Source organism: Chloroflexota bacterium, from assembly GCA_023475225.1.
In the GTDB taxonomy this organism is placed as follows: domain Bacteria; phylum Chloroflexota; class UBA6077; order FW602-bin22; family JAMCVK01; genus JAMCVK01.
The window spans coordinates 87046-107398 of the sequence record JAMCVK010000026.1; the positions used below are offsets into that span (position 1 = coordinate 87046).

15 protein-coding genes and 2 pseudogenes are annotated in these 20353 nt (G+C 54.9%); 1 reads left to right on the plus strand and 16 read right to left on the minus strand.

What is annotated here, in order from left to right; genetic code table 11:
• Window positions 1-11: 11 nt before the first annotated feature.
• The 16 genes and pseudogenes from M1136_06145 to M1136_06220 all read right to left on the minus strand — a co-directional run bounded on the left by M1136_06145 (window position 12) and on the right by M1136_06220 (window position 19456).
• The gene (locus tag M1136_06145) at window positions 12-1784 is read right to left on the minus strand and encodes an FAD-binding protein (protein ID MCL5075213.1); all 1773 of its coding nucleotides are present in this window, start codon (window positions 1782-1784) and stop codon (window positions 12-14) included.
• A gap of 11 nt (window positions 1785-1795) precedes the next feature.
• Window positions 1796-2959, minus strand: coding sequence for a Xaa-Pro peptidase family protein (locus tag M1136_06150; GenBank protein ID MCL5075214.1), 1164 nt, complete (start codon window positions 2957-2959; stop codon window positions 1796-1798).
• Window positions 2960-3129: 170 nt separating this feature from the next.
• Window positions 3130-5120: pseudogene (locus tag M1136_06155) on the minus strand (molybdopterin-dependent oxidoreductase).
• Window positions 5100-5318, minus strand: a pseudogene (locus M1136_06160) (xanthine dehydrogenase). The pseudogenes M1136_06155 and M1136_06160 overlap by 21 nt, the downstream one beginning before the upstream one ends.
• Before the next feature lie 146 nt (window positions 5319-5464).
• The gene (locus M1136_06165) at window positions 5465-5953 is read right to left on the minus strand and encodes a (2Fe-2S)-binding protein (protein ID MCL5075215.1); all 489 of its coding nucleotides are present in this window, start codon (window positions 5951-5953) and stop codon (window positions 5465-5467) included.
• Complete coding sequence (locus tag M1136_06170) at window positions 5946-6830, minus strand: xanthine dehydrogenase family protein subunit M (GenBank protein ID MCL5075216.1); 885 nt, start codon at window positions 6828-6830, stop codon at window positions 5946-5948. Before M1136_06170 ends, M1136_06165 begins: the two co-directional genes overlap by 8 nt.
• A gap of 8 nt (window positions 6831-6838) precedes the next feature.
• Window positions 6839-7705 (minus strand): phosphotriesterase-related protein, encoded by an 867-nt coding sequence (locus tag M1136_06175; GenBank protein ID MCL5075217.1) that lies wholly within the window; start codon window positions 7703-7705, stop codon window positions 6839-6841.
• 5 nt (window positions 7706-7710) lie between these two features.
• A complete protein-coding gene (locus M1136_06180) occupies window positions 7711-8913 on the minus strand; it encodes a 4Fe-4S binding protein (protein MCL5075218.1) in 1203 nt (400 codons plus the stop codon).
• 80 nt (window positions 8914-8993) lie between these two features.
• A complete protein-coding gene (locus tag M1136_06185) occupies window positions 8994-11351 on the minus strand; it encodes a xanthine dehydrogenase family protein molybdopterin-binding subunit (GenBank protein ID MCL5075219.1) in 2358 nt (785 codons plus the stop codon).
• Window positions 11320-11799, minus strand: coding sequence for a (2Fe-2S)-binding protein (locus M1136_06190; protein ID MCL5075220.1), 480 nt, complete (start codon window positions 11797-11799; stop codon window positions 11320-11322). Before M1136_06190 ends, M1136_06185 begins: the two co-directional genes overlap by 32 nt.
• Window positions 11800-11828: 29 nt before the next feature.
• Entirely contained in the window at window positions 11829-12683 is an 855-nt protein-coding gene (locus M1136_06195) for a xanthine dehydrogenase family protein subunit M (GenBank protein ID MCL5075221.1), read from the minus strand.
• Window positions 12684-12718: 35 nt separating this feature from the next.
• Window positions 12719-13186: a (2Fe-2S)-binding protein gene (locus tag M1136_06200; protein ID MCL5075222.1), complete on the minus strand. Its 468-nt coding sequence runs from the start codon at window positions 13184-13186 to the stop codon at window positions 12719-12721.
• Between the two features lies 1 nt (window position 13187).
• Window positions 13188-14072, minus strand: a complete 885-nt coding sequence (locus M1136_06205) for a xanthine dehydrogenase family protein subunit M (GenBank protein ID MCL5075223.1) — start codon at window positions 14070-14072, stop codon at window positions 13188-13190.
• 247 nt (window positions 14073-14319) lie between these two features.
• Window positions 14320-16674, minus strand: a complete 2355-nt coding sequence (locus M1136_06210; protein MCL5075224.1) for a molybdopterin-dependent oxidoreductase — start codon at window positions 16672-16674, stop codon at window positions 14320-14322.
• A 154-nt stretch (window positions 16675-16828) separates the two neighbouring features.
• Window positions 16829-18541 (minus strand): PucR family transcriptional regulator ligand-binding domain-containing protein, encoded by a 1713-nt coding sequence (locus M1136_06215; GenBank protein MCL5075225.1) that lies wholly within the window; start codon window positions 18539-18541, stop codon window positions 16829-16831.
• A gap of 72 nt (window positions 18542-18613) precedes the next feature.
• The gene (locus M1136_06220) at window positions 18614-19456 is read right to left on the minus strand and encodes an ATP-dependent Clp protease proteolytic subunit (protein ID MCL5075226.1); all 843 of its coding nucleotides are present in this window, start codon (window positions 19454-19456) and stop codon (window positions 18614-18616) included.
• A 356-nt stretch (window positions 19457-19812) separates the two neighbouring features.
• On the opposite strand from M1136_06220, the gene M1136_06225 reads away from it, so the two are divergent.
• Window positions 19813-20353: hypothetical protein (locus tag M1136_06225; GenBank protein MCL5075227.1), on the plus strand; the 541-nt coding region annotated here is incomplete at its 3' end.

Consider the following 20353-nt stretch of genomic DNA (forward strand, 5'->3'; position numbering starts at 1 on the left):
CTCAACCCGTTTCACTCCTTTAGGCCGTAGTCCCTGATAACTCTCTTGGGCTGGAAGTGAGTAAGATCAACTTCCCTGACTTCAACAGCCATCCCCTCCTTCTCCCGGCGTAGCACCACATTCTTGAGCCAGTTCACATTATCCGTCTTTGGGAAGTCACGCCGATAGAGTGCTCCCCGGCTTTCCTCGCGGGTCAAACTGCTGCGGGCCACCATCTCTAGGACGAGGGCCATGTTCTCTAACTGAATGGCTTCTATCCATTCTTTGTTGTACCGTCTCGTCTTGGTGCTCACAGAAAGGTCGGGGATTATATCGCGCCGCAAAACCTCAATACGTGAGAGTCCCCCTTCCAACCCTTCCTTGTCACGGACAACGCCAACGTTCATCCAGGCAATGTTCTGCAATTCCTTGCGGGTCTTGACCGGATCTTCACCGTGTGAAGCCTCCAGGCTGTGGAACAGGCGGGCCTTGATTGCGGCCACCTGGTCAACATCTACGTCGACCTCGCCCACCTGTACCGCGTAATCCGCGGCAAAACAGCCGGCCCGCTGGCCCCAAACCTGGGTCATGGTGAGCGCATTCCCGGAGACTCGGTTGGCTCCCATGATACTTCCTGTACCCTCGCCAGCCGCGTATAGACCGGGAACTGTGGTTTCGCATTGCTCATTGATTCGAACCCCACCGTTCCAGAAGTGGCACGCTGGCGCAGTTTCCAGCGCGTCCTGGGCGAGATCAGGCAGGAACTGTTTCATATTGAATCCACCATAGCGCCAGTGGGAAATATTTTCGGGGAACCATTCTGCTGAGTAGTCCAGAACATTCTTGGGTAAGTGGTGCAGGGAAAGGTAAGTACCATTGTTCGGGCTACCCCGTCCCTCCAGAACTTCGACTATGGCCGCAATAGAATTCACGTCGCGGGTACTATGCTCCATGCGCTCGGGATCCCATCTCTTCATGTAACGCTCGCCCATCCGATTTAGAGCGTGTACCTCCAGGTAAGCACTGAGCAGGTACGGAAAATCCACCCCATCCAGAGAATCGGGCTTGATTAATGTGTAAGGAAGGAACATGGGGAATTCCATATCAATAAGCTCTGCTCCGGTGCGGTAGGCCGCAGCCAGACCGTCCCCTGTCAGTTCTTCTGGTGCAGTGGTGTGCGGGTATATCCGCATGGCCCCGCCGGTACACAGGATCACCGCCTTGGCCTTAAACACATAGAACTGGCCAGTGGCAATGTTGATACCGCAGGCGCCCACTACCCGCCCATCTTTCTGCAAGAGATCAGTGACCATCATGTGCTCAATCACACTGATGTTATCCTGTTTACGGATCTCCTTGCTTAGTACACGGGCGATATCTATACCGGGGATCCAGATGCCGCGGGGGTAGGTGTGCCCTGGCGCATGGGTCAGCTTATCAATACGGGCTCCCCAGTCCACAATCTCGCGCACACGTTCTGGCGCTTCTTCGCAGTGAATCTTAACTAGATGCTGATTGTTAATGTACTCGGCCTCTTTAACCATGTCTTTGGCAAACTTCAGCGGACTGTCCCTCAGGTCCCCGGGTAGGCCGAACAGTTCCGCCGCACTTCGGCTGTCGATATCAATATCCGCGTCTGCTGTGAGTGTAGCCCCTGACTTGCCCAGGACACCCTTGGTTGCTACCACTACTCGTAGCCCTTTCCTGGCTGCACCTAGAGCGGCTCTGGCCCCAGCCCCCTCACTACCCACAATCAGGATGTCACAGACGAATATTTCATCAGCAAGATGTTCGATATCTAACATAACCTTTCCGCCTAGCTCCCACTAATAGTGTGTAACTCCCGACTAGCCTTAGACAATATTTCATAGCCCCTTTCGGTAACCGCTACGTTCTCTTCAATGTCGAAAACGCCCCGCTCGTTTACAATACCCGGTTCCACGGTGATGGTCATGCCGGGCTGCAGGATAGTGTTATCATAGGTAGCAACGTGCGGTGGCTCGGTGCTGTTCAGTCCAATGCCGTGGCCCATACGCCCGCAATCAAAGCTGGGATCGAACCCGTACTCCTGCATCCCGCGGGCGCATTCCCGGGCAATTTCAGCAACCGGAACGCCAGGAGCGATTTTCGCCACCGCCTTCATCGTCACCTCATGGACAATGGCTTGCAGTTTCCGTTGCTCATCCGTCGGCCCGCCAACCACCCCAGCACGGCAGTAATCGGTCCAGTACCCCCCAACGACGGCGCTGAGATCAAGCCAGACCATATCCCCTCTTTCTATGCGGCGGTTTGTGGCTATGCCACTGATGCGCTCGTAGTTTCCCTCACCGGAAACGATGATCACAAAGCCAGGAGCCTCGGCGCCTGCCCCCAACATCAGGGCAGAGGCTCGCCTGGAGATCTCCTTCTCTGTCATCCCCTCGCGGATTTCGGCAAAGATGTGGCTGAGGGCCCAGTCGGTGGCTTGGCAAGCCTGGCGAAGGCAGGCAATTTCCGCCACAGACTTAATCATCCGCAGGCTCCAGATCAGAGCGGACGCATCCTCGAACCTGGCTAATGGCAGCATCCTGCGCAGACCTTCGAATTCTTGGGGGGCGACCCCCAGCCTTTGCTCGTACCCTAGCTCCCACCCAATGCGGCCACGGTCCATACCAAGTTCCGCTATAATCTCCACCACTTGATCCAGTGGGGTCCCGGTCAGGCTATCATAGCAACGGACATCAGTAACGGCAGAACGAGCCTGCGCTTCGGGCTCGACGAAGCGATGGACAAGCAACACTGCTGAACCCTTCGCTGGTACGAAGAGCCAGACTGCCCTGGCAAAGGTAGACCAGGGCGTGTGCGTCCTGTAGCCGCTAAAGTAGTAGAAGTTGCTCTCGGCAGTGATCACTGTGCCTGCCAATTCCGCGTTCTCCATGCTTTGTTGGAGACGCTGGATACGAGCTTGTATTTCCTCAAGAGGGAATTCCAGTAAACGCATGTGTTTTCTCCTCTTAACTGAGGGTCTTGAATGTCTCCCCCAAATCCGCCTTCGGCGAATTCAAGGTAGCCCTGCGGGCTTTTTGTGTTCTGGGGCACATCCCCAGATCCGCCGCAGGTCCGCCTTCGGCGGATGCCCCCTTGGAACCCCATGTTCGACCTGTATGAAAACTAACGCGCCTCCCCCGCAACATGTCCCTGAGCCTCCTTGTGACGTAGCAGAGAGCGAATGTGCTCGGCTGTCGCCGGCAACTTGGTGACCCTCACGCCGACGGCATCGTAGATGGCATTGATGATGGCTGGGGCGGTGGGGATGGCTCCAGCCTCGCCCAATCCCTTGGCCCCAAAAGGCCCGGTTGGTTCCTCCTCCTCCACAATGAAGGTGGTAATGTCATCGGGCATATCCAGGGCGGTGGGAATATAATATTCGGAGAGTGAGGGTGTAAGGATCTGTCCGTGCTCGAGCATGATCTCTTCCTGGAGAGCATAGCCAAGCCCCATCGCAACGGAGCCCTCTACCTGTCCCTCGATGTTCAGTGGGTTGATGGCCTTGCCGACGTCGTGGGCTGTGGCGAAGTTGAGCACGGTGACCTCGCCTGTTTCAGTATCCACCTCTACTTCGGCAAAATGAGTAGCGTATAGGTAGGTAGCATAGGCATCTCCCAGGCCGGTCTCCGGATCCACATCCTTCGTCGTGTTATTGTACCAGCCGAAGCCGATAAAGCGCCTGCCTCGCCGATGGGCCTCATTAGCTGCCTTAGCGAAGGGTAACGATAGTGCTGGTTTCTCCTTGACATAGATGGTGCGGTCCTTGACGACGAGGATATCCGCTGAGGTCTCCAGCATCTCGGCCGCCAGATTGAGGATCTCCTTCTTCGCATCAGCCGTCGCCAGCTTGACAGCGTTACCAGATACGTAGGTCTGTCGGCTGGCGGTGGTCGGCCCAGCATCGGGGGTGGCGGCTGTATCAGCGTGAACGATGCGCACATCTTCGTAGCGTATACCCAGCTCCTCGGCCACTATTTGGCAAAGCACCGTGTTGGAACCCTGACCCAGCTCGGCACAACCGGTGATGACTGTGGCTGTACCATCCTCAGCTATCTCCACCAAGGCCGAGGCGATGTCTGGGCGGTTGAAGCCGAAGCCAATGGCATAGAGCATCGTGCCTATGCCTATTCCACGCTTCTTCATGGTCGTCTCCAGGTGTAGCCGTTCTTCTCCATGTATTCTTGGATCGCCCGCAGAGTCGGTTTCACTCCGATACTATGGTGGAGCACCTGGGCTGTGGACGTGGTTAGACCGACGTCAAGGGCGTTGACCATACGGATGGCCGGGGGTGACATGCCCAAACGCTCAGCCAGGATATCCATTTGTGACTCATGGGCGAGGGCCGCCTGGACAACGCCGAAGCCCCGCATCGGACCGCTGAAGATATTGTTAGTGTAGACGCAGTAGGTATCTACCTTGATGTTGGGTATGTAATACGGCCCAGGAGCGTGGATGCCACACTTCTTGACGATGTACGGTCCCAGGGAGGCGTAGGCTCCGGTATCACCGTAGACCCTCACCTCGACCGCTGTCAGTTTCCCATCTTTCTTGGCTCCGCTCTTATATTCGATAGTGATGGGGTGGCGCTTGGTATGAGCGAGGAACGATTCCTCTCGACTCCATACCAAACGCACGGGACGTTTAGTATGGACTGCCAGTAGGGCCAGGTGTATCTCCACGGTGACATCATCCTTGCCGCCGAAGGCCCCGCCTGTGACGGCTTGGATAACGCGTACTTTATTTATGTCCAGGCCAACCACTGGGGCGACCTGGCGCCGGTCGCGGAAGGGGTATTGATTGGCTGACCAGATGGTCAGATAGCCCCTCTCGTCCAGAGCGGCCACACCAGATTCGGTCTCCAGATAACAATGATCGACGTGTTGGGTTTGGTAGGTGTTCTCGACGATGACGTCGGCGGCGCGGAAGCCAGCCTCGACGTCACCTTTGCGTATCTTGGTATGTTGGAGCAGGTTCCCCTTCTCGTGCACCTTAGGGGCATTCGGCTGCAGGGCCTCCTTTGCCGAGAAAACGCCTGGCAGCTCTTCGTAATCCACCTGGATCAGGTCCAAAGCCTTCAGGGCTATCTCCTCCGTCTCAGCAGCGACCAGGGCCACCGCGTCGCCGATGGAGCGGACCTTGGTGGTGGACAGAGCCTCCTGATCCTCGACGGCCAGTCCATAGCGATTCACCCCTGGGATATCAGCGGCCGTGAGGACGGCGGCCACCCCAGGCAGGGCCTTGGCCCTACTGGTATCTAGGCCGTGGATCAGGGCATGGGGATATTTGCTCCGCAACACTTTGGCGTGGAGCATATGGGGAAAGGTGAGGTCGCCAGCATAGACCGGTTTGCCCAGGACCTTTTCTAAGGCATCGACCCGAGGGAGGGGTTGACCGATTACGTGAAACTCGGGAATGCCTTGCTCGATTTTGGCTGATCCAGCACCACTCATCCCCTTCCTCACTCCTTCTTCGCCTGAACAGACAGCACCTCTGCGGCTGCCTCTATGGCCTTGATGATCTTCTGGTAGCCGGTACAACGGCAGAGGTTACCGGAGATGGCCAGCCTGATCTCCGGCCGCGTGGGGCGAGAGTTCTCATCGAGAAGCGCCTTCGCCGTCATCAACATCCCCGGCGTGCAGAAGCCACACTGGACCGCCCCCTCCTCGATGAAGGCCTTCTGGAGGGGATGCAGCCTTTCCGCTGTCCCTAGCCCTTCTACGGTCATTATATGAGTTCCCTTCGCTTTGCCGACCGGTATCAGGCAGGAGGCAACGGCCTTGCCGTCCATGATGACCGTACAGGCGCCACAATCGCCCTTGCCACAGCCAATCTTGGTTCCCTTCAGCCCCAAATGATCGCGCAGTACATCCACCAAAAGCATATCCGGCTCTACCTCAATCACCGTTGGGGAGCCGTTCAGTATCATTTTGATCCTCTCTTTAGTCATGCCCGACCCCCGCTACATGCAAAGCCCCTTTGATAGCCCGCTTCACCAGCACCTTCACCATCTCTTTGCGGTATTCCCTTCCGCCTCTGATGCTGTCTCGGGGATTAGATTCGAGAGAAATGAGCTCGGCGACCTCATTAATCAACGCCTCATCGCCGAGGCGGCCACCATGGAGTAGCCTCTCTGTTTGTTCTGGGCGGAATGGCACTACAGCTACCGGACCCAGGGCGATGCGCACCCAGCGGAATCGTTGTGCGGCCAGGTCAGCCGAGAGCACCACAGCCGCGTTCAGGATGGGTAGGGCCAGGGCACGGCGCCTGGCCAAACGCTGGAAGGCGCTCCCCCTGGCTGGTTCGGGAAGGTGGAACTCCAATGCGGTGACTATTTCACGGCTGGGGTCCACGGCTGAGAGCCCTACTCCCCGGTAGAGCTCCCGTATGGGCACCTTGCGCTCCCCCTCCAGGGAGGAGATAGAAGCCATCGCCTCGAGAGCCACCAGGGCTAAAGCCCCATCGGCCGCTGGTTGGGCGTTTACCACGTTACCCACCAGCGTCCCCATATTACGAATTTGAGGTCCGCCAACCTGGGCGCATGCTTGCGAAAGCACTGGAGCGTACTCTTGCAGCATCTGGGAAGCGGCTGCCTCGGCGTGAGTGATCGTGGCCCCTATCCTTACCAGCCCATTGTTCGCTTCCAGATAGTGTAGGGAGCGAATATGGGTGATATCGACCAGGGCCCGCAGGCGGCGTTGGCGTTGTTTGAGCTCGACGATGAGATCGGTGCCACCGGCCACAATCCTGGCCTGGCCTCGATATTCGGCCAGGATGGCTAGGGCCTCCTCCACAGATTGGGGCAGAAGGTATCGTTCCCAGAGCATCTTCGCTCCTATCGTAGATTAAGCAGCCAGCTGGGATTTTTGATCAGCATAGTCTCCAGCTCGGCTTCAGCGATGCCCTTTTCATAAAGCATTTGGGCGAATAGGCGCAGGGCCTCTGGAGGCAGCGGATTGTGCGTCTGACCGGCGTCGCTCATCAACACACAGTTGCTTGCCCCCAGGGCTTGAATCGAGCTCTTTATCTTATCCACCGAGGCATAGGCCCACATGCTGGAGACGGTGCAATAGCCGAACTCCGCCTTGGCCCCCAACCTGACCATCTCTTGCAGGAAAGGAAGGTCAAGATTGGGTACCTTGAAATAGGGGTGGGTGATTAAGATCCGTTCGACCTTGTGTTCTCTGGCTGCCCTCACCAGGGCCTGGATCTCAGCCGGGGAGAGGTGGGCTGTGCCAAGAATAGCCTCGTGTTGGGCGATCAGCTCCAGCACCTCATGGACTTCTGGTACGAGTCGCCCATCGTACAGAATGGTTATACCCTCTTTAGAGGTGGAGGCTCCTGCCTGGACGTCGTAGCGACCGGTGGAGCCGTGAATTTGGGCATGATAATGGGAATCGATGGTCGGCATCCAGACCTCTTTGCCGCCAAGCTGCAAACATGCCTCTACGGCGGCAGGGTTGATGCCACCCACATAGGTGTTGAGGACGATGCCCCCAAAGATACTGATGTCCGGAAACTCGGCTCGCAACAGGTAGGCTCGGCTGGCCGTGCTTTCCACGTGGCACTTGAGCAAAATGGCCCTTAATCCAGCTTGCACAGCTGCCTGGGCTACCTCTCGGTCATCCGCCAGGCGAGGGAAGAGGTCGGGATAAGGGTGCATATGCAGGTCAATGGCCCCTCGGATGCTTATTAGTGACACTTGAATCACTCCAATCTCAAGGCCTTAGGCGGGCATACTTCCACGCAGAGCCCGCACCCATCGCAGTTCTCTGGGGTCAGTACCATCTCAGTGGTGAAGGCCAGGGCGCTGTAGAAGCACGATCTGACGCATAACAGACATTTGGTACAGAGGTCGCGGTCGATGGCGACGCGCTTTGGCAGTCGTTTGGCGTACTCATCAATGGTCATGATGTGCGGAAGGGCGATGCCCCGGAACTCCTCGATGCTCTGGTAGCCCTTGCGCACCATAAAGTCCCGCAGACCAGCGACGAGCTGCCCCAGCTTCTCATAGCCATTCCACATGACGGCGGTGACCGTCTGCACTGTGGTGGCCCCGAGCATGATGTACTCCACTACATCGCTCCAATTCATCACTCCACCGACGGCCGAGATGGGTATATCAACAGCTCTGGCCACCTCGGAGACGTGGCGCTGAATGATGGGCTTGATGGCCGGGCCGGTGTAGCCACCATAGGCGGGTAATTTTGGTAGCCCCGTTTCGATATCTACGCCGGCGAAGGAACGCACAGAGTTGCTGATGGTGAGGAAGTCGGCGCCGGCACTCTTAGCGGCCTTCGCTACAGGTACCAGATCACCCACATTGGGGGTGAGCTTTATGCCCACAGGGATGGTTTCAATCTCTTCTTTGACGGCTAACACCTCGTTGTGCACCAGTTGGGGGTCTTGCCCCATACGGAAGCCAACCTGGGCATCTGGCATTGGGCAAGAGGCATTGATTTCGATCAAAGCTATAAGTCCGGTGGATTCTAGGAGACGAGCCAGTTTGGCCGTATCGGCCGGATCTGGCTGAGCGACGATGCTGCATATTATTTTGGCCCCTCCCGCTGCGGCCACCTCGAGCTCTTTGCTGAGCCAGGCCACAGTGTCCATTGTCGTGTATAGCTCCAGGTTGATCATCCCGAAGGGTCGCCCCTTGTCCAGACGTACCAGACGCATCCGCCCACAACGGGGGTGCTGGGCGAAGCGTTGGGGCGCCCCAATTGATTTGGGCACTACGGCGGCCGCGCCAGCGGCGATGGCCCGTTGTGCGGTCTCCCCATCCCAGCTAGGCGTCGCTGAACCAACGATGATCGGGTTATCCAGGATGACACCGCCAAAGTTTACCTTCAATCTTTCATCCTTAAGTTTACGCTCCACAGTCTTCACCTCGGCTATTTCTTGAACCATTCGTTTCTCCTTATCCCTTGCAATAGTAGTGTGTCTCATTTGTTCGATGGATTATGTTTATAAATGTTGAAAATCCCTCCCTAATTCGTGAAGCCCGATATCTTTTCCGGCGTAGCCGGCAGACTGCGAATTCGTACTCCTACGGCATCGTAGATAGCATTGGTGATAGCCGGTGCGATAGAATTGCAAGCAGGTTCTCCTATGCCTTTTGCGCCAAACGGGCCCAGCCCGCCCCCAGATTCCAGGATTATGGTCTCTACGTCTGGAACATCCAGAGATGTGGGCAATATATACTCAGTAAGCGAAGGGGTTTTGGTGATGCCCTTTTCTAGAATTATCTCCTCATTGAGGGCATAACCCAGGTTATAAATAGCTCCCCCTTCCATTTGTCCCTCAACACTTAGCGGATTAATAGCTTTCCCTACGTCATACGAAGAAAAAATCTTCGACACTTCAACTTCTCCCGTTTCTACATCAACGGAAACCTCAACAGCGTGGGCCCCAAAAGTGAAGTCGGGTAGAACCTGCCCCTTTATATCCGACAGAACCGGTACCTCACCAAAAGGAGCATTGAATTGGGCCTCAGCATACAGTGGGGCACCGTCAGCGGCACACTTTGCTATGACCTCCGCTAAAGGCAGGGAACGTTTTGCCGATGTACGTTCAACGACCATTTCATTTTCAAGGTCCAGGGCTTGAGGACGCGCCCCCATAATCTCGGCTGCTTTGGCTATAAGCGTGGACCTCAATTCCCTTGATGCCTTGAGTGTGGCGTTTCCGGACATATAGAGCTGCCGTGTGGCCGTAGTAGTTCCGGCCAAAGGAGTGAATGCTGTGTCGCTAATGTAGATTTTTATTTTTGACAGAGGAATACCCAATACCTCAGACACGATCTGACAGAGAGAGGAGGCTTGACCACCGCCGAGATCCGGAACACCACACTTGATTATCGCACTTCCATCCATTTCCACCTTGACATACGAAGATGAAGTGTCATGGAGAAAGACCAGCCGGCCATAGCTCGTCATACTTATAGCCAGACCGCGGCCAATTTTCTTATTTGGGTCTGAAGACAGGGTAGGTGCTCCGAGAGCCTCCCATGCCCCTTCGACTACCTCAGGGAGGGCAACATACTGTTCCAGGACTTGCCCCGTAGCCAACGCTTCGCCTTGCTTGAGGCAGTTCATCCTCCTTATTTCAAGGGGATCTATACCTAGCTTGTGAGCTAACTCGTCCATTTGAGATTCATAGGCAAAGTTAACCTGAGGGGCACCAAACCCACGATTGGCGCTGGTGAAGGTATTGTTGGTCAGGACCGCAATCGCATCCACCTTCACGTTCGGAATATCGTAGGGACCTGTGGCGCCGACTGTTGAGTATAACAGTACCCACGGTGTCAGATACGTGTACGCTCCTGCATCGGAGATCAGTTCGACCTCTAAGGCCACCAGCTTCCCATCCCTGGTTGCCCCAGTCTTATATCTCATTACATAGGGATGTCTTTTGCTGTGCGACAGGATTGATTCCTCGCGCGTATAAGTGAGCTTGACTGGTCTCCTGGTCTTCCAGGCGAGTAAAGCAAGGTAGTTTTCTACGGTGATATCTTCCTTTCCACCAAACCCACCACCCAGCATCGTTCCAATAACTCTGACCTTGTTGTGGGGCACTCCCAGAACATTGGCTATCTCTCGGAAATGTTCAACCACCTGGGTCGCCACCCTAATCGTAATAACGTCGTCCTGATCAATCCAGGCCACCCCTGCTTCTGGCTCCAAATAGGCGTGATCAACAAATGGAACCCAGTAGGTATTTTCTATGATCACATCCGCCTGAGCGAACCCTTTATCGACATCCCCTTTACTAACTTTATATTGGGCCACAATGTTGCTTTCGCTTTCGCCCACCAGATAGGCTCCTGGCTTCATGCCCTCCAACGGATCGAATACACCCGGTAGTGGCTCATAGTCAACTCGGATCAACCTCAGGGCCATTTCGGCCAGCTCCTCCGTTTCCGCAGCCACCAAAGCCACCGCTTCGCCCATAGATCTGACCTTATTGCTGGCCAAAACCCGATACAGGCCTTCAAACCCGCTGCCCAAATCGCGACTTTGGCCAAACCTAATCACGCTTTCGTTCCGTGGTACGTCCTTGGCCGTGATGACAGCCCTCACCCCCGCTAACGCCTCCGCTTTGCTTGTATCAATCGACAATATCCTTGCCGCTGGATGGCTACTTCTGAGAACCTTCCCATATAGCATTCCGGGCATCGAAAAATCAGCGGCGTATAGTGTGTTTCCTCGAACCTTTTCCCAGGCGTCATGCCGTGGCACAGGTTTCCCGACTACTTTCATAGGCCGACGTAGTGATACCCCCTCGACATCTACAGCGTCTTGAATCGAAGCATCCTCATTGATTCTTGCTGACTCTGGAAGCCACATCAGCTATCGCATCCACAATTTTCTTGTACCCGGTGCAGCGGCACAGATTCCCAGAGATAGCTTTCCTTATCTCATTCCGGCTGGGATTTGGGTATTTTTCTAAGAAATTGGCTGCTGATACAATCATACCCGGTGTGCAAAAACCACACTGCACCGCACCATGAGCAACAAAGCTTTCCTGGAGGAGTTTCCCTATCTCTTGTTTTTCTATGCCCTTCAAAGTAAGAACCTGTTTGCCATCGGCCTGCACAGCCAGCGTCAAGCAGGAATTAACGGCTTTGCCCTCTAGAATAACAGCGCACGTACCACAATCCCCCTGTTCACACCCGCTTTTGACCTCAGTCAGCCCCAGACGGTTGCGCAAGAACCTCAGGAGGGTCTCTTGCGGTTCTACGTTTGCTCTGACTGTCTCTCCGTTGACAACAAGCCTCACTCTATAAGTAGCCACCCAGGAACCTCGTCACGTCAAAAAGGGGCTTAGGCTGATAGAGTCTGCCTCAGCGCCCTCTTAAATAAAACCCCCGCTACATGCCGACGATAGTCGGCTGAAGCCCGAATATCGCTAATCGGGCTAACCGTTTCTGATACCTTTCTTGCTGCCTCTTCAACCAGTTCATCAGTAAGATCCTTCATGATCAGGAATTGCTCTACCGTAGTGGCTCTTATCGGCTTGGGTGCAACTGAACCCAGCGCAATCCTGATGTCATATAGTTTCGAACCTCTCTTTTCCAGTGTAAGTGCAACACTTGCCACCGATACGGCCATCGCCTTTCGCAAACCCAGTTTGATAAAGGATCCGTCGGCATTGATTGGAGATTTTTTAAATTCTATGGCGGAGATAAGCTCGTATTCTTTCAGGACTGTAGCGTTCGGTCCAACGAAGAACTCCCGGATAGGGATCTCCCTTTCCCCATAGATGCTTTCCAACCTCAAGATCGCCTCTAACGCCAGTAGTGGGACAGCTGTATCAGCCGCCGGGGAGGCGTCAGCTAGGTTCCCTCCGATAGTCGCCCGATTGCGAATCAAAGGGCCGGCCATCTGATTGCAGGCTTGAAATAAAATCCCAGCGGATTTCCTTACTACATCGGATCCGGCAATCTCTGCAATAGTCGTGACTGCTCCGACTAGAACGCTGTGCTCATCTTCAGCGATGTAGCTTAGCTCCTTTAAGTTGCTGATGTCCAACAGGAACCCGCCGCTAATCTTTTTCGTTCTCATATCTGGAATTACGTTCGTACCGCCGGCAACGATGTGCACCCCAGCCCTTCCCTCTCCTAAAATTTCAAGGGCCTTCTGCTTTGTTTGTGGAGCCAGGTATCTAAATTGGCTCACTCGAGTTCCCCCTGGTTCGAAGCACCTGCTTGCGCCTAGCATTTCTCGCGATTACACTCTGCGATTGCCTTGACTATGCTGGTATATCCTGTGCAACGGCAGATGTTGCCTCTTATGTATTCTCGTATTTCGTCTTCGGTAGGTGATGGGTTTTCCTCCAATAGTGCCTTGGTCGTGAGGATCATCCCGGGGGTACAGAATCCGCATTGGACAGCGCCGTGCTCCAGAAAAGATTCCTGAATGGGGTCAAGCTTCGTGCCACCGATGCCTTCGATGGTGGTTATATTTTGACCGTCGACCGAGACGGCCAGGGTCAAGCATGACAGCATTGGCCTACCCTCGATAAGAACCGTGCAGGCTCCACATTCGCCGATCCCGCAACCATATTTTGTTCCGGTCAGATTGAGGTCGTTTCTCAGAACGTTCAATAACAACTCATTGGGCTTCACCCTTAGCCTTCGCCCCTTGCCATTGACTGTAAGCTCGATAAGGTGTTCCTTCATCCTATCGGCCTGCCCCTGCTCTTTCCCAGGCTAGCTGCACAGCTTCTTCCGTTAAGTACCGGCAAAGCTCCCTTCTGTACTCAGCGCTAGACCGGATATCTGTAATGGGATCGATCTCTTCTGAGGCCCTGTCGGCTGTTTCTTTGAGAGTATGGCTATTTAACTTCTTTCCCTCAAGAACCTCCTCTGCCCCTTTAACTTTGATGGGCTTCGCCGCAACCGAACCAAATACTATCCGGCAAGATTGGCACATATCCCCTTGCCGTCTTAGGACAACAGCCACGTTAATCTTGGCTATATCAGCGCTCACCCGGCCGATTTTCAGGAAGCTGCTTCCTGTATTGGTCGACAAAGGGGGTATATTGATCTCTATCAGCAATTCCTTTGGCGATAGAACTGTTACTCCCGGCCCGATGAAGAACTCTTCTGCCGGAACGGACCTCTCTCCGTTAATGCTCCTCAGTGTGAACTCGGCACCGAAGGCGATGAGTGGTGGCGCTGTATCGGCGGCGGGTGAGGCGTTGCAAATGTTTCCCCCGATGGTGCCCATGTTCTTGATCGCCGGTGCAGCCATCGACCGCACGGCTTCAAAGAGGGCCACGTATTCTTCCTTGACCTTCGTTGATTTCTCGATTGCTGAAAGAGGCGTTGCTGCGGCGATCACCAAACTGCCTTCGTCGAAGATCCCGCTCATCCCCTCTACTCTTTTGATATCCATGAGATATGCGGCATCCAATTTCCCAGCTTTCATTTTAACCAAAAGGTCTGTCCCACCGGCCAGGACTCTCATTTGGGGATACTCATCCAATAATTGAAGTGTCTGCGCAAGCGACGCCGGCGCAAAATAGTCGAACCCATTAGCAAGGATTCTTGTATTTGTTGGCAACTCTCCTCGCCTCACCAGATAACAAGTGTTCAATATCTTCTTCAAACCCCCGCCTGCGGCGGGCAGAGCCCTAGAACCTAGGTAGGGGCGAGGTCGCCTCGCCCCTCCTCCCTCCCTCCGGCGAGAGGGGGATTTGAAAGACCCTTGCCAAAGGGGCTGCGCCCCCTTGGAACCCCCATTGTTTTGGTCGATCCTCCCGAAGTTCATCTGGCTTGGGCAGAGCCCTAGAACCTCGGTAGGGGCGAGGTCACCTCGCCCCTACTCCCTTTTCGCTTAGTGCCTCGAGGACCTTTTCGGGAGTTATCGGAAGCTCCATAAATCTTACCCCTATGGCATCATAGATGGCATTGGCTATCGCCGCGGCCACAGAATTTAGGGCCGCTTCTCCTATACCCTTCGCCCCCAGCGGCCCCGTGGGTTCAAAGGTATCGGCCAGATAGACCTTGATGTTCCCCATCTTTGGCATCTCGCACGCTGTTGGTACCTTATAGTCCGTTATAAACCCATCGCATTTCAGCATCCCTGTGTCGCTATCATAGGCCGTTTCTTCCAAGAGAGCGTAGCCCAGCCCTCGGCTCAGACCGCCAATCAGCTGCCCTTCAATAAGGTCTGGATTGATCGGGGTGCCGCAATCACCTAAAAGGGCGGCTCTCACCACGTCGATATGACCCGTCTTTATATTTATCTCCACTTCAACAAAGTGGGTTACAAAGCAGGGTGGGCAATTCTTTTGCCGGTAACTGTCTGTTGAGGCTATAGTTCCCCAACTCTTAATTTGAGCAGTCTTGGCCACTTCACCAATGGTCAGGTATTTTTGCGGTAATCCCGTAGGATAAATAACTCCTTGGCCGAGCTCATCGTTGCGCTCCAGGGTCAAATTCTCCGGAGCCTCTTCAAAGATTCTGGCTGCAACTTCGAGCAACTTTTGTTTAACCTGCTGAGCCACGTGGTAGATGGCTCCGCCCCCACAGTATACGCCCCTGGTAGCATGCGTACATACATCGTAAAGGGTTGAGCGCGTATCTGCCGGAGAGATACCGACCATATCGTAAGGAACTTTTAATACCTCTGCCACGATCTTCGCCGCAGCGTCCCATGTACCACCGCCGTGGTCCATAAGCGGTGTGAGGAGGTCGACTGAGCCATCCTCATTTATCTTGACCGTTGCGCCGGAATAGTCGATCACCTCACCCGGTTCGGGGCCTCCGGTCCCGGAGGTGTGAAATCCCCTGGCCACTCCAACGCCTCGTTTGATATAGGTGTCCCTGGAATTCGCCTCAGGCCTTTTGCCCCACTCGAAGATCTCCGCTCCCCTGCTCAACATCTCTTCAACGCCGCAACTTCTTATTATCGATCTAACCGTTGGCCCCTGCCCCCAGAATTCATCGCCCACCCCAACGTAGTTTCTTAGTCTCAGTTCTATGGGATCCAAGTGAAGCTTTTCGGCCAACTCATCCATCAGACACTCGACGGCGAAATTGACCTGGGGATTCCCATATCCCTGCATAGCACAAGATGGCACTTTGTTGGTGTAAACTGCTTTACCTTCGAACTTGAGGTTGGTGTACTTGTATAACGAGGCAAACCAGCCGGCCATACACCCCAAGAGAGGATAAGCCTGAACATTATGGGCACCAATGTCAATGATTACCTTCATATGACCAGCTACAAGCCGGCCATCTTTCTGTGCCCCCAATTTTAACCTGATCCTGGCCGGATATTTGGCATGGTCATACAGATCATCTTCTCTACTGCTGACCAGTTTGACCGGACGCCGTGCTTTTAAGGCTAGACCGACACAGATCGGTGTAATCGAATTCATTTGAATGCTAGAACCGAATGACCCTCCAATAGCAATTCGCTTAACGTTCACCTTGTGTAGCGGAATCCCAAAAAGCCAACCTAACAGCTGGCGAACGTTGTGGATTGTTTGGGTAGTAGTCCAGACCGTGATACCCCCATCAGGCTCTGGGGAGCAGACAGCCGATTTAGTTTCCATTTGAAAATGATATACTCGTTGCAGGCTGAAATCTCTTTCCACGGTCACATCGGCTTCGGCAAAACCTTTGTCTACATCGCCTCTGGCGATGTCTCTGGTGCAAGCGACGTTACCGAAGATCTCAATCTCTTCATCCCCTAGGAACACCGTTTTATATAAGTCGACCGAATCAGGTCGCATCGCTGCCACTGGATCATATACTGCGGGGAGCTCCTCATACTCAACCCGAATCCTCTGTAAGGCCTCGAAAGCCTCTTCTTCGGTCTCAGCGGCCGCTGCGGCCACAGCCTCTCCCACGTGTCGCACCCTCTTGGGAAGGACTGTTCTGTCCCTATAGGTTTTTTCTGGTATACTGACGGTCCGCTCGTTGTACGTGAGCATCGGAACGTCGTCGAAGGTCAGACAGACAGCGCCCATCGCCTCAGCTGCGCTGACGTCGATGCTTCTGATTTCGGCGTGTGGGTAAGGAGAGCGCAAAACAGCGGCATACATCATGTCAGGCAAGATTACATCGGAGGTGTAGATCTCCCTACCACTCACCTTGGCCAGGCCATCTTTCCTGGTGAGGGATTTGCCCACCACCTCAAATTTTCGGTGCCCCATCCCAGTCACGCAACTGCACCTATGAGTTCATCGAAAAATAGACTGTGCTACGATACGCTGATTGAGTTCTGCAAAGAGAAGCATAGCAGAGAATTGTGGGGAAATATATCGATATTATAGATGATTTAGGAGGGTAATTTTAGTACATAATGTATTAAGACACTCGCAGGTCGAGCATCTGTTTGATCCTTAGGGCGAGGCTCAGGTTGAGTCTCACCTCTGGATCTTCCAGGTTCACGCCGAGGATCTCCTGGATGCGTTTGAGCCGGTAGAGGAGACTACTTCTATGGATATGCATCTTCTTGGCCGTCGCTTCCTTATGTCCGTTCATCTCCAGGTAGCTTTGCAGAGTGCAGAGAAGATCCTTATCCCTTCCCTGATCGTAACGTATGAGCGGGCCTAATACCTCTTCGACGAAGGCATCAATCGCCTCCACGGAGGGGATCTCGCAGAGAATCCTGTTTATGCCCAGATTGGCGTAGAAGGTGAGCCGATTATTGCCGTAAATGTTCTGGCTGGCGTGTAAGGCGATCTGGGCCTCCTGGTAGCTCTTGAGCAGTTGCTCGGGCTCCCTATACACCCGGCCTACACCGATGGAGACGGAGATCTCCTGGAGGTCACTATTTATCTCCTGGAAAAGCTGCCTAGTGGTCTTCTGCAATTCATCCTCGGGGTCTGGGCCAGAGAGCTGGAGCAGGATGATCACGCTATCGCTTTTCTGGAGGGATAGATGGGGTAGGCGTCGCCAGCGGAAATATCTTCGGGTGAGGGCGAACAGTCTCTCCTTCATCCGTTGGATACTTTTCTCGCTTTGCATCTGCCAGGGGTGTAGCTGCAGATCGTCGATATCTATAATAAGAATGGCCCCGGGCTGGGTGAGGTCGTACTGTAAAAGGGAGGCCCGATGGGTCATCTGGGCGGCTGAGAAACGGCCGATGAGCAGGTCCTCGAGAAGGTCCCCTTCTATCTTACTGGTGGCTTGGGCCACGGCCCGCTGCTTCAGCAGCTCGAAGCAGGCCAGCGTAGCCCCATGTTGAACGGCGATCAGGTCCAGCTCTTCGAAGGGTCGCCTCTTCTCCTCGACGATGATATAGCCATAAGGCTCCGTACCAATCGATAGCTCCGAAGCAATATAACGGCTTATCTTTCCCTCCCTATTCGCCTCCTGAATGAGTGGCTCTCGCACTATCGATTTGGGCAGGGAGGTCTTTATCTCCTGGTATTTGCGGATAATCTCGGCGGGGCACTCGGCGGCCAGGCGATATTCCTTGCCCTTCTCGCCATCGGCCGTGCAGGCGTAGAACAGGGCTTGACTGAGCTTATTCTCGACCCAGACCGGATTGCCGACCAGCTCGGACAGGGTCTCGACGATGGTATCAATCTTCTCTTCGTTTAAGGCGATAGTGGTGAAATATTCGTGAATCTCCTGGGAACGCTGGAGAAGATAGAGCTTATGATTATAGATATCCATCAAAATGGGGTCCATAATGTCCGCGTAGGCTAAGTCGGGTGGCAGCTGGATGAGCGGAAGGTTAAAATGATTGGACTGAGCGATCATCTCCGGGGGCATGGATTGAAGGTATTTACTGGGCTTGAAGCCCAGGGCGGCCACCTGTTTCCTGGCCAGGTGTTCGATGAGGCAGTCCTTCAGATGGGGGTCGTTGGCGATGGCGTAGGCCGCGGTGAGCAGGAGCTCTCCACCCCGTAGCCAGTCAGCCACCTCTGGCACCTCCATAATATTAACCCAGGTGACCCTATTGTCCAGGCCGGCGTGGCCGGCGATCACCCTGGCCTCCGACAGCACCTTAAGCTTCAGTATCTCTCTGACCGTACGATGCGTGGTCAACGACATCCTTCTTTTGGGCATCTACGGTCTCCCTTCCGCTAACAAAGGTACGCTCGCTTCGGTCCTGTTCCCTCTTCGAGGATATCCTTCATCTTAGCGCGGTGGTCTGGGAGGAATTGGCTCCCGATGATAGGGTACAGGGATATACTGTACGGAGGGGCGTCGTTGCGCTGGTTGTGGGTACAGGTCCATCAAATCGTACACCTCTTTAGGCAGGCCGTTGTTCACCGGCAGCCCTAGAGCCCTGGCCTCTTCTAGGGTAATAGGATAATCATGGGTCCATTTACCAGAGCTCAGCGTTTGGGCTACCTCGTTCGCCTTCTCTTCGGGCATATTGTTGCTTATCAGGATCTCCTTAACCGCTTGATGCACCTGAGTCATGGCCTTCCTGGCCACGTCGGCCAGGATCAGGGTTTTATCTTCTATCTCCTTGATCGGCTTTTTGGCCAGGACCTCCAGCAGGGAGACGGCCGGGTATTCGCCGAGCTGGGGGTCGACTGGCCCCAAAACAGCATTCTCATCCATAATGATCTCATCGGCGGCCAGAGCGATAAGGGTGCCGCCGGACATAGCGTAATGGGGCACGAACACGGTCACCTTTGCCGGGTGACGCATGAGGGCGTGGGCTATCTGCTCGGCGGCCAGGACCAGACCACCAGGGGTATGGACAATGAGGTCGATGGGCATATCCGGCGGTGTGAAGCGGATAGCCCTCAGTAGCTGCTCCGAATCATCGATGTCGATGAAGCGGGTAAGAGGGATGCCCAAAAAGGCGATGGACTCCTGGCGGTGAATCAGGGTGATCAACCGACTTTGTCTCTGCCGCTCTATCCTCTGCATCAGGCGTATGCGGGCCATAGCGAGCAGGCGTTGCTGGAGCATAGGCGTCAGGCTGACGATGATGATAAATAGCCAGAAAAGGTCGAAGATACTCATTTTCCACCTCGGTCATAGTAGTATGGGTTGAATATAACATATAAATTATGTATCTGTCGATGGTGGCCCTCATCCCCTCTTGCCCTCTCCTTGACCTCCCTACGCTTAGGAGAAGGAGGAAAGGGAGGCTGGCGATACCCCAGACCCTGCCTGTGAAAGCAAACAGGCAGGATAGCCGGGGAGAACCTCCCTCAGAGTGCTGGAAATCCCCGCTGAGCGGCTTACTCCAGGAAGGCCGCCGTGCTGCTCGTCTCGATGCGTGTGGCACCAGCAGCAACCGAGTCATATCGACGTGTTGATTCTATGGCCGCCGAGTGCTAATATGTCGCCAAGCTATCCGGGGTTAAAGGAGCGCAATGATGAAGACGCGGTTGACCCTCGTAGCCCTGCTGGTTATCACCATCGCTTTGCCGCTTCTCCTGCCGAACAGTGCCCCATCCGCTGTGGCCCAATCGCCCCCTCTTTCTCCGGCTGGCACGCCCCCAGGTGCAGGCCCTATCTGGGGCCTGCCTCGGGGGATGCCTGCCAGCGGGCACGATGCCCAGGGTGGCGCGTGGCAGAGTGATCCAAGCGGCGACAGGATCCTGCACTACAGTAATAGAAGGTGGCGGAGTGTCCCCAGCCCAACGCGCAGTTATTTGCATGCCGTGGCCATGGTCTCGGCTGCTGAGGGCTGGGCTGTGGGATACGGTGGCGTGATCCTGCACTACAGCAGCGGGAGCTGGGGGAGTGTCCTCAGCCTAACGGGCAACACGCTGTATTCCGTGGCCATGGTCTCGGCCGCTGAGGGCTGGGCCGTGGGATACGGTGGTGTGATCCTGCACTACAGCGAGGGGAGCTGGCAGAGCGTCGCCAGCCCAACGAGCAATGGTCTGAGTTCCGTGGCCATGGTCTCGG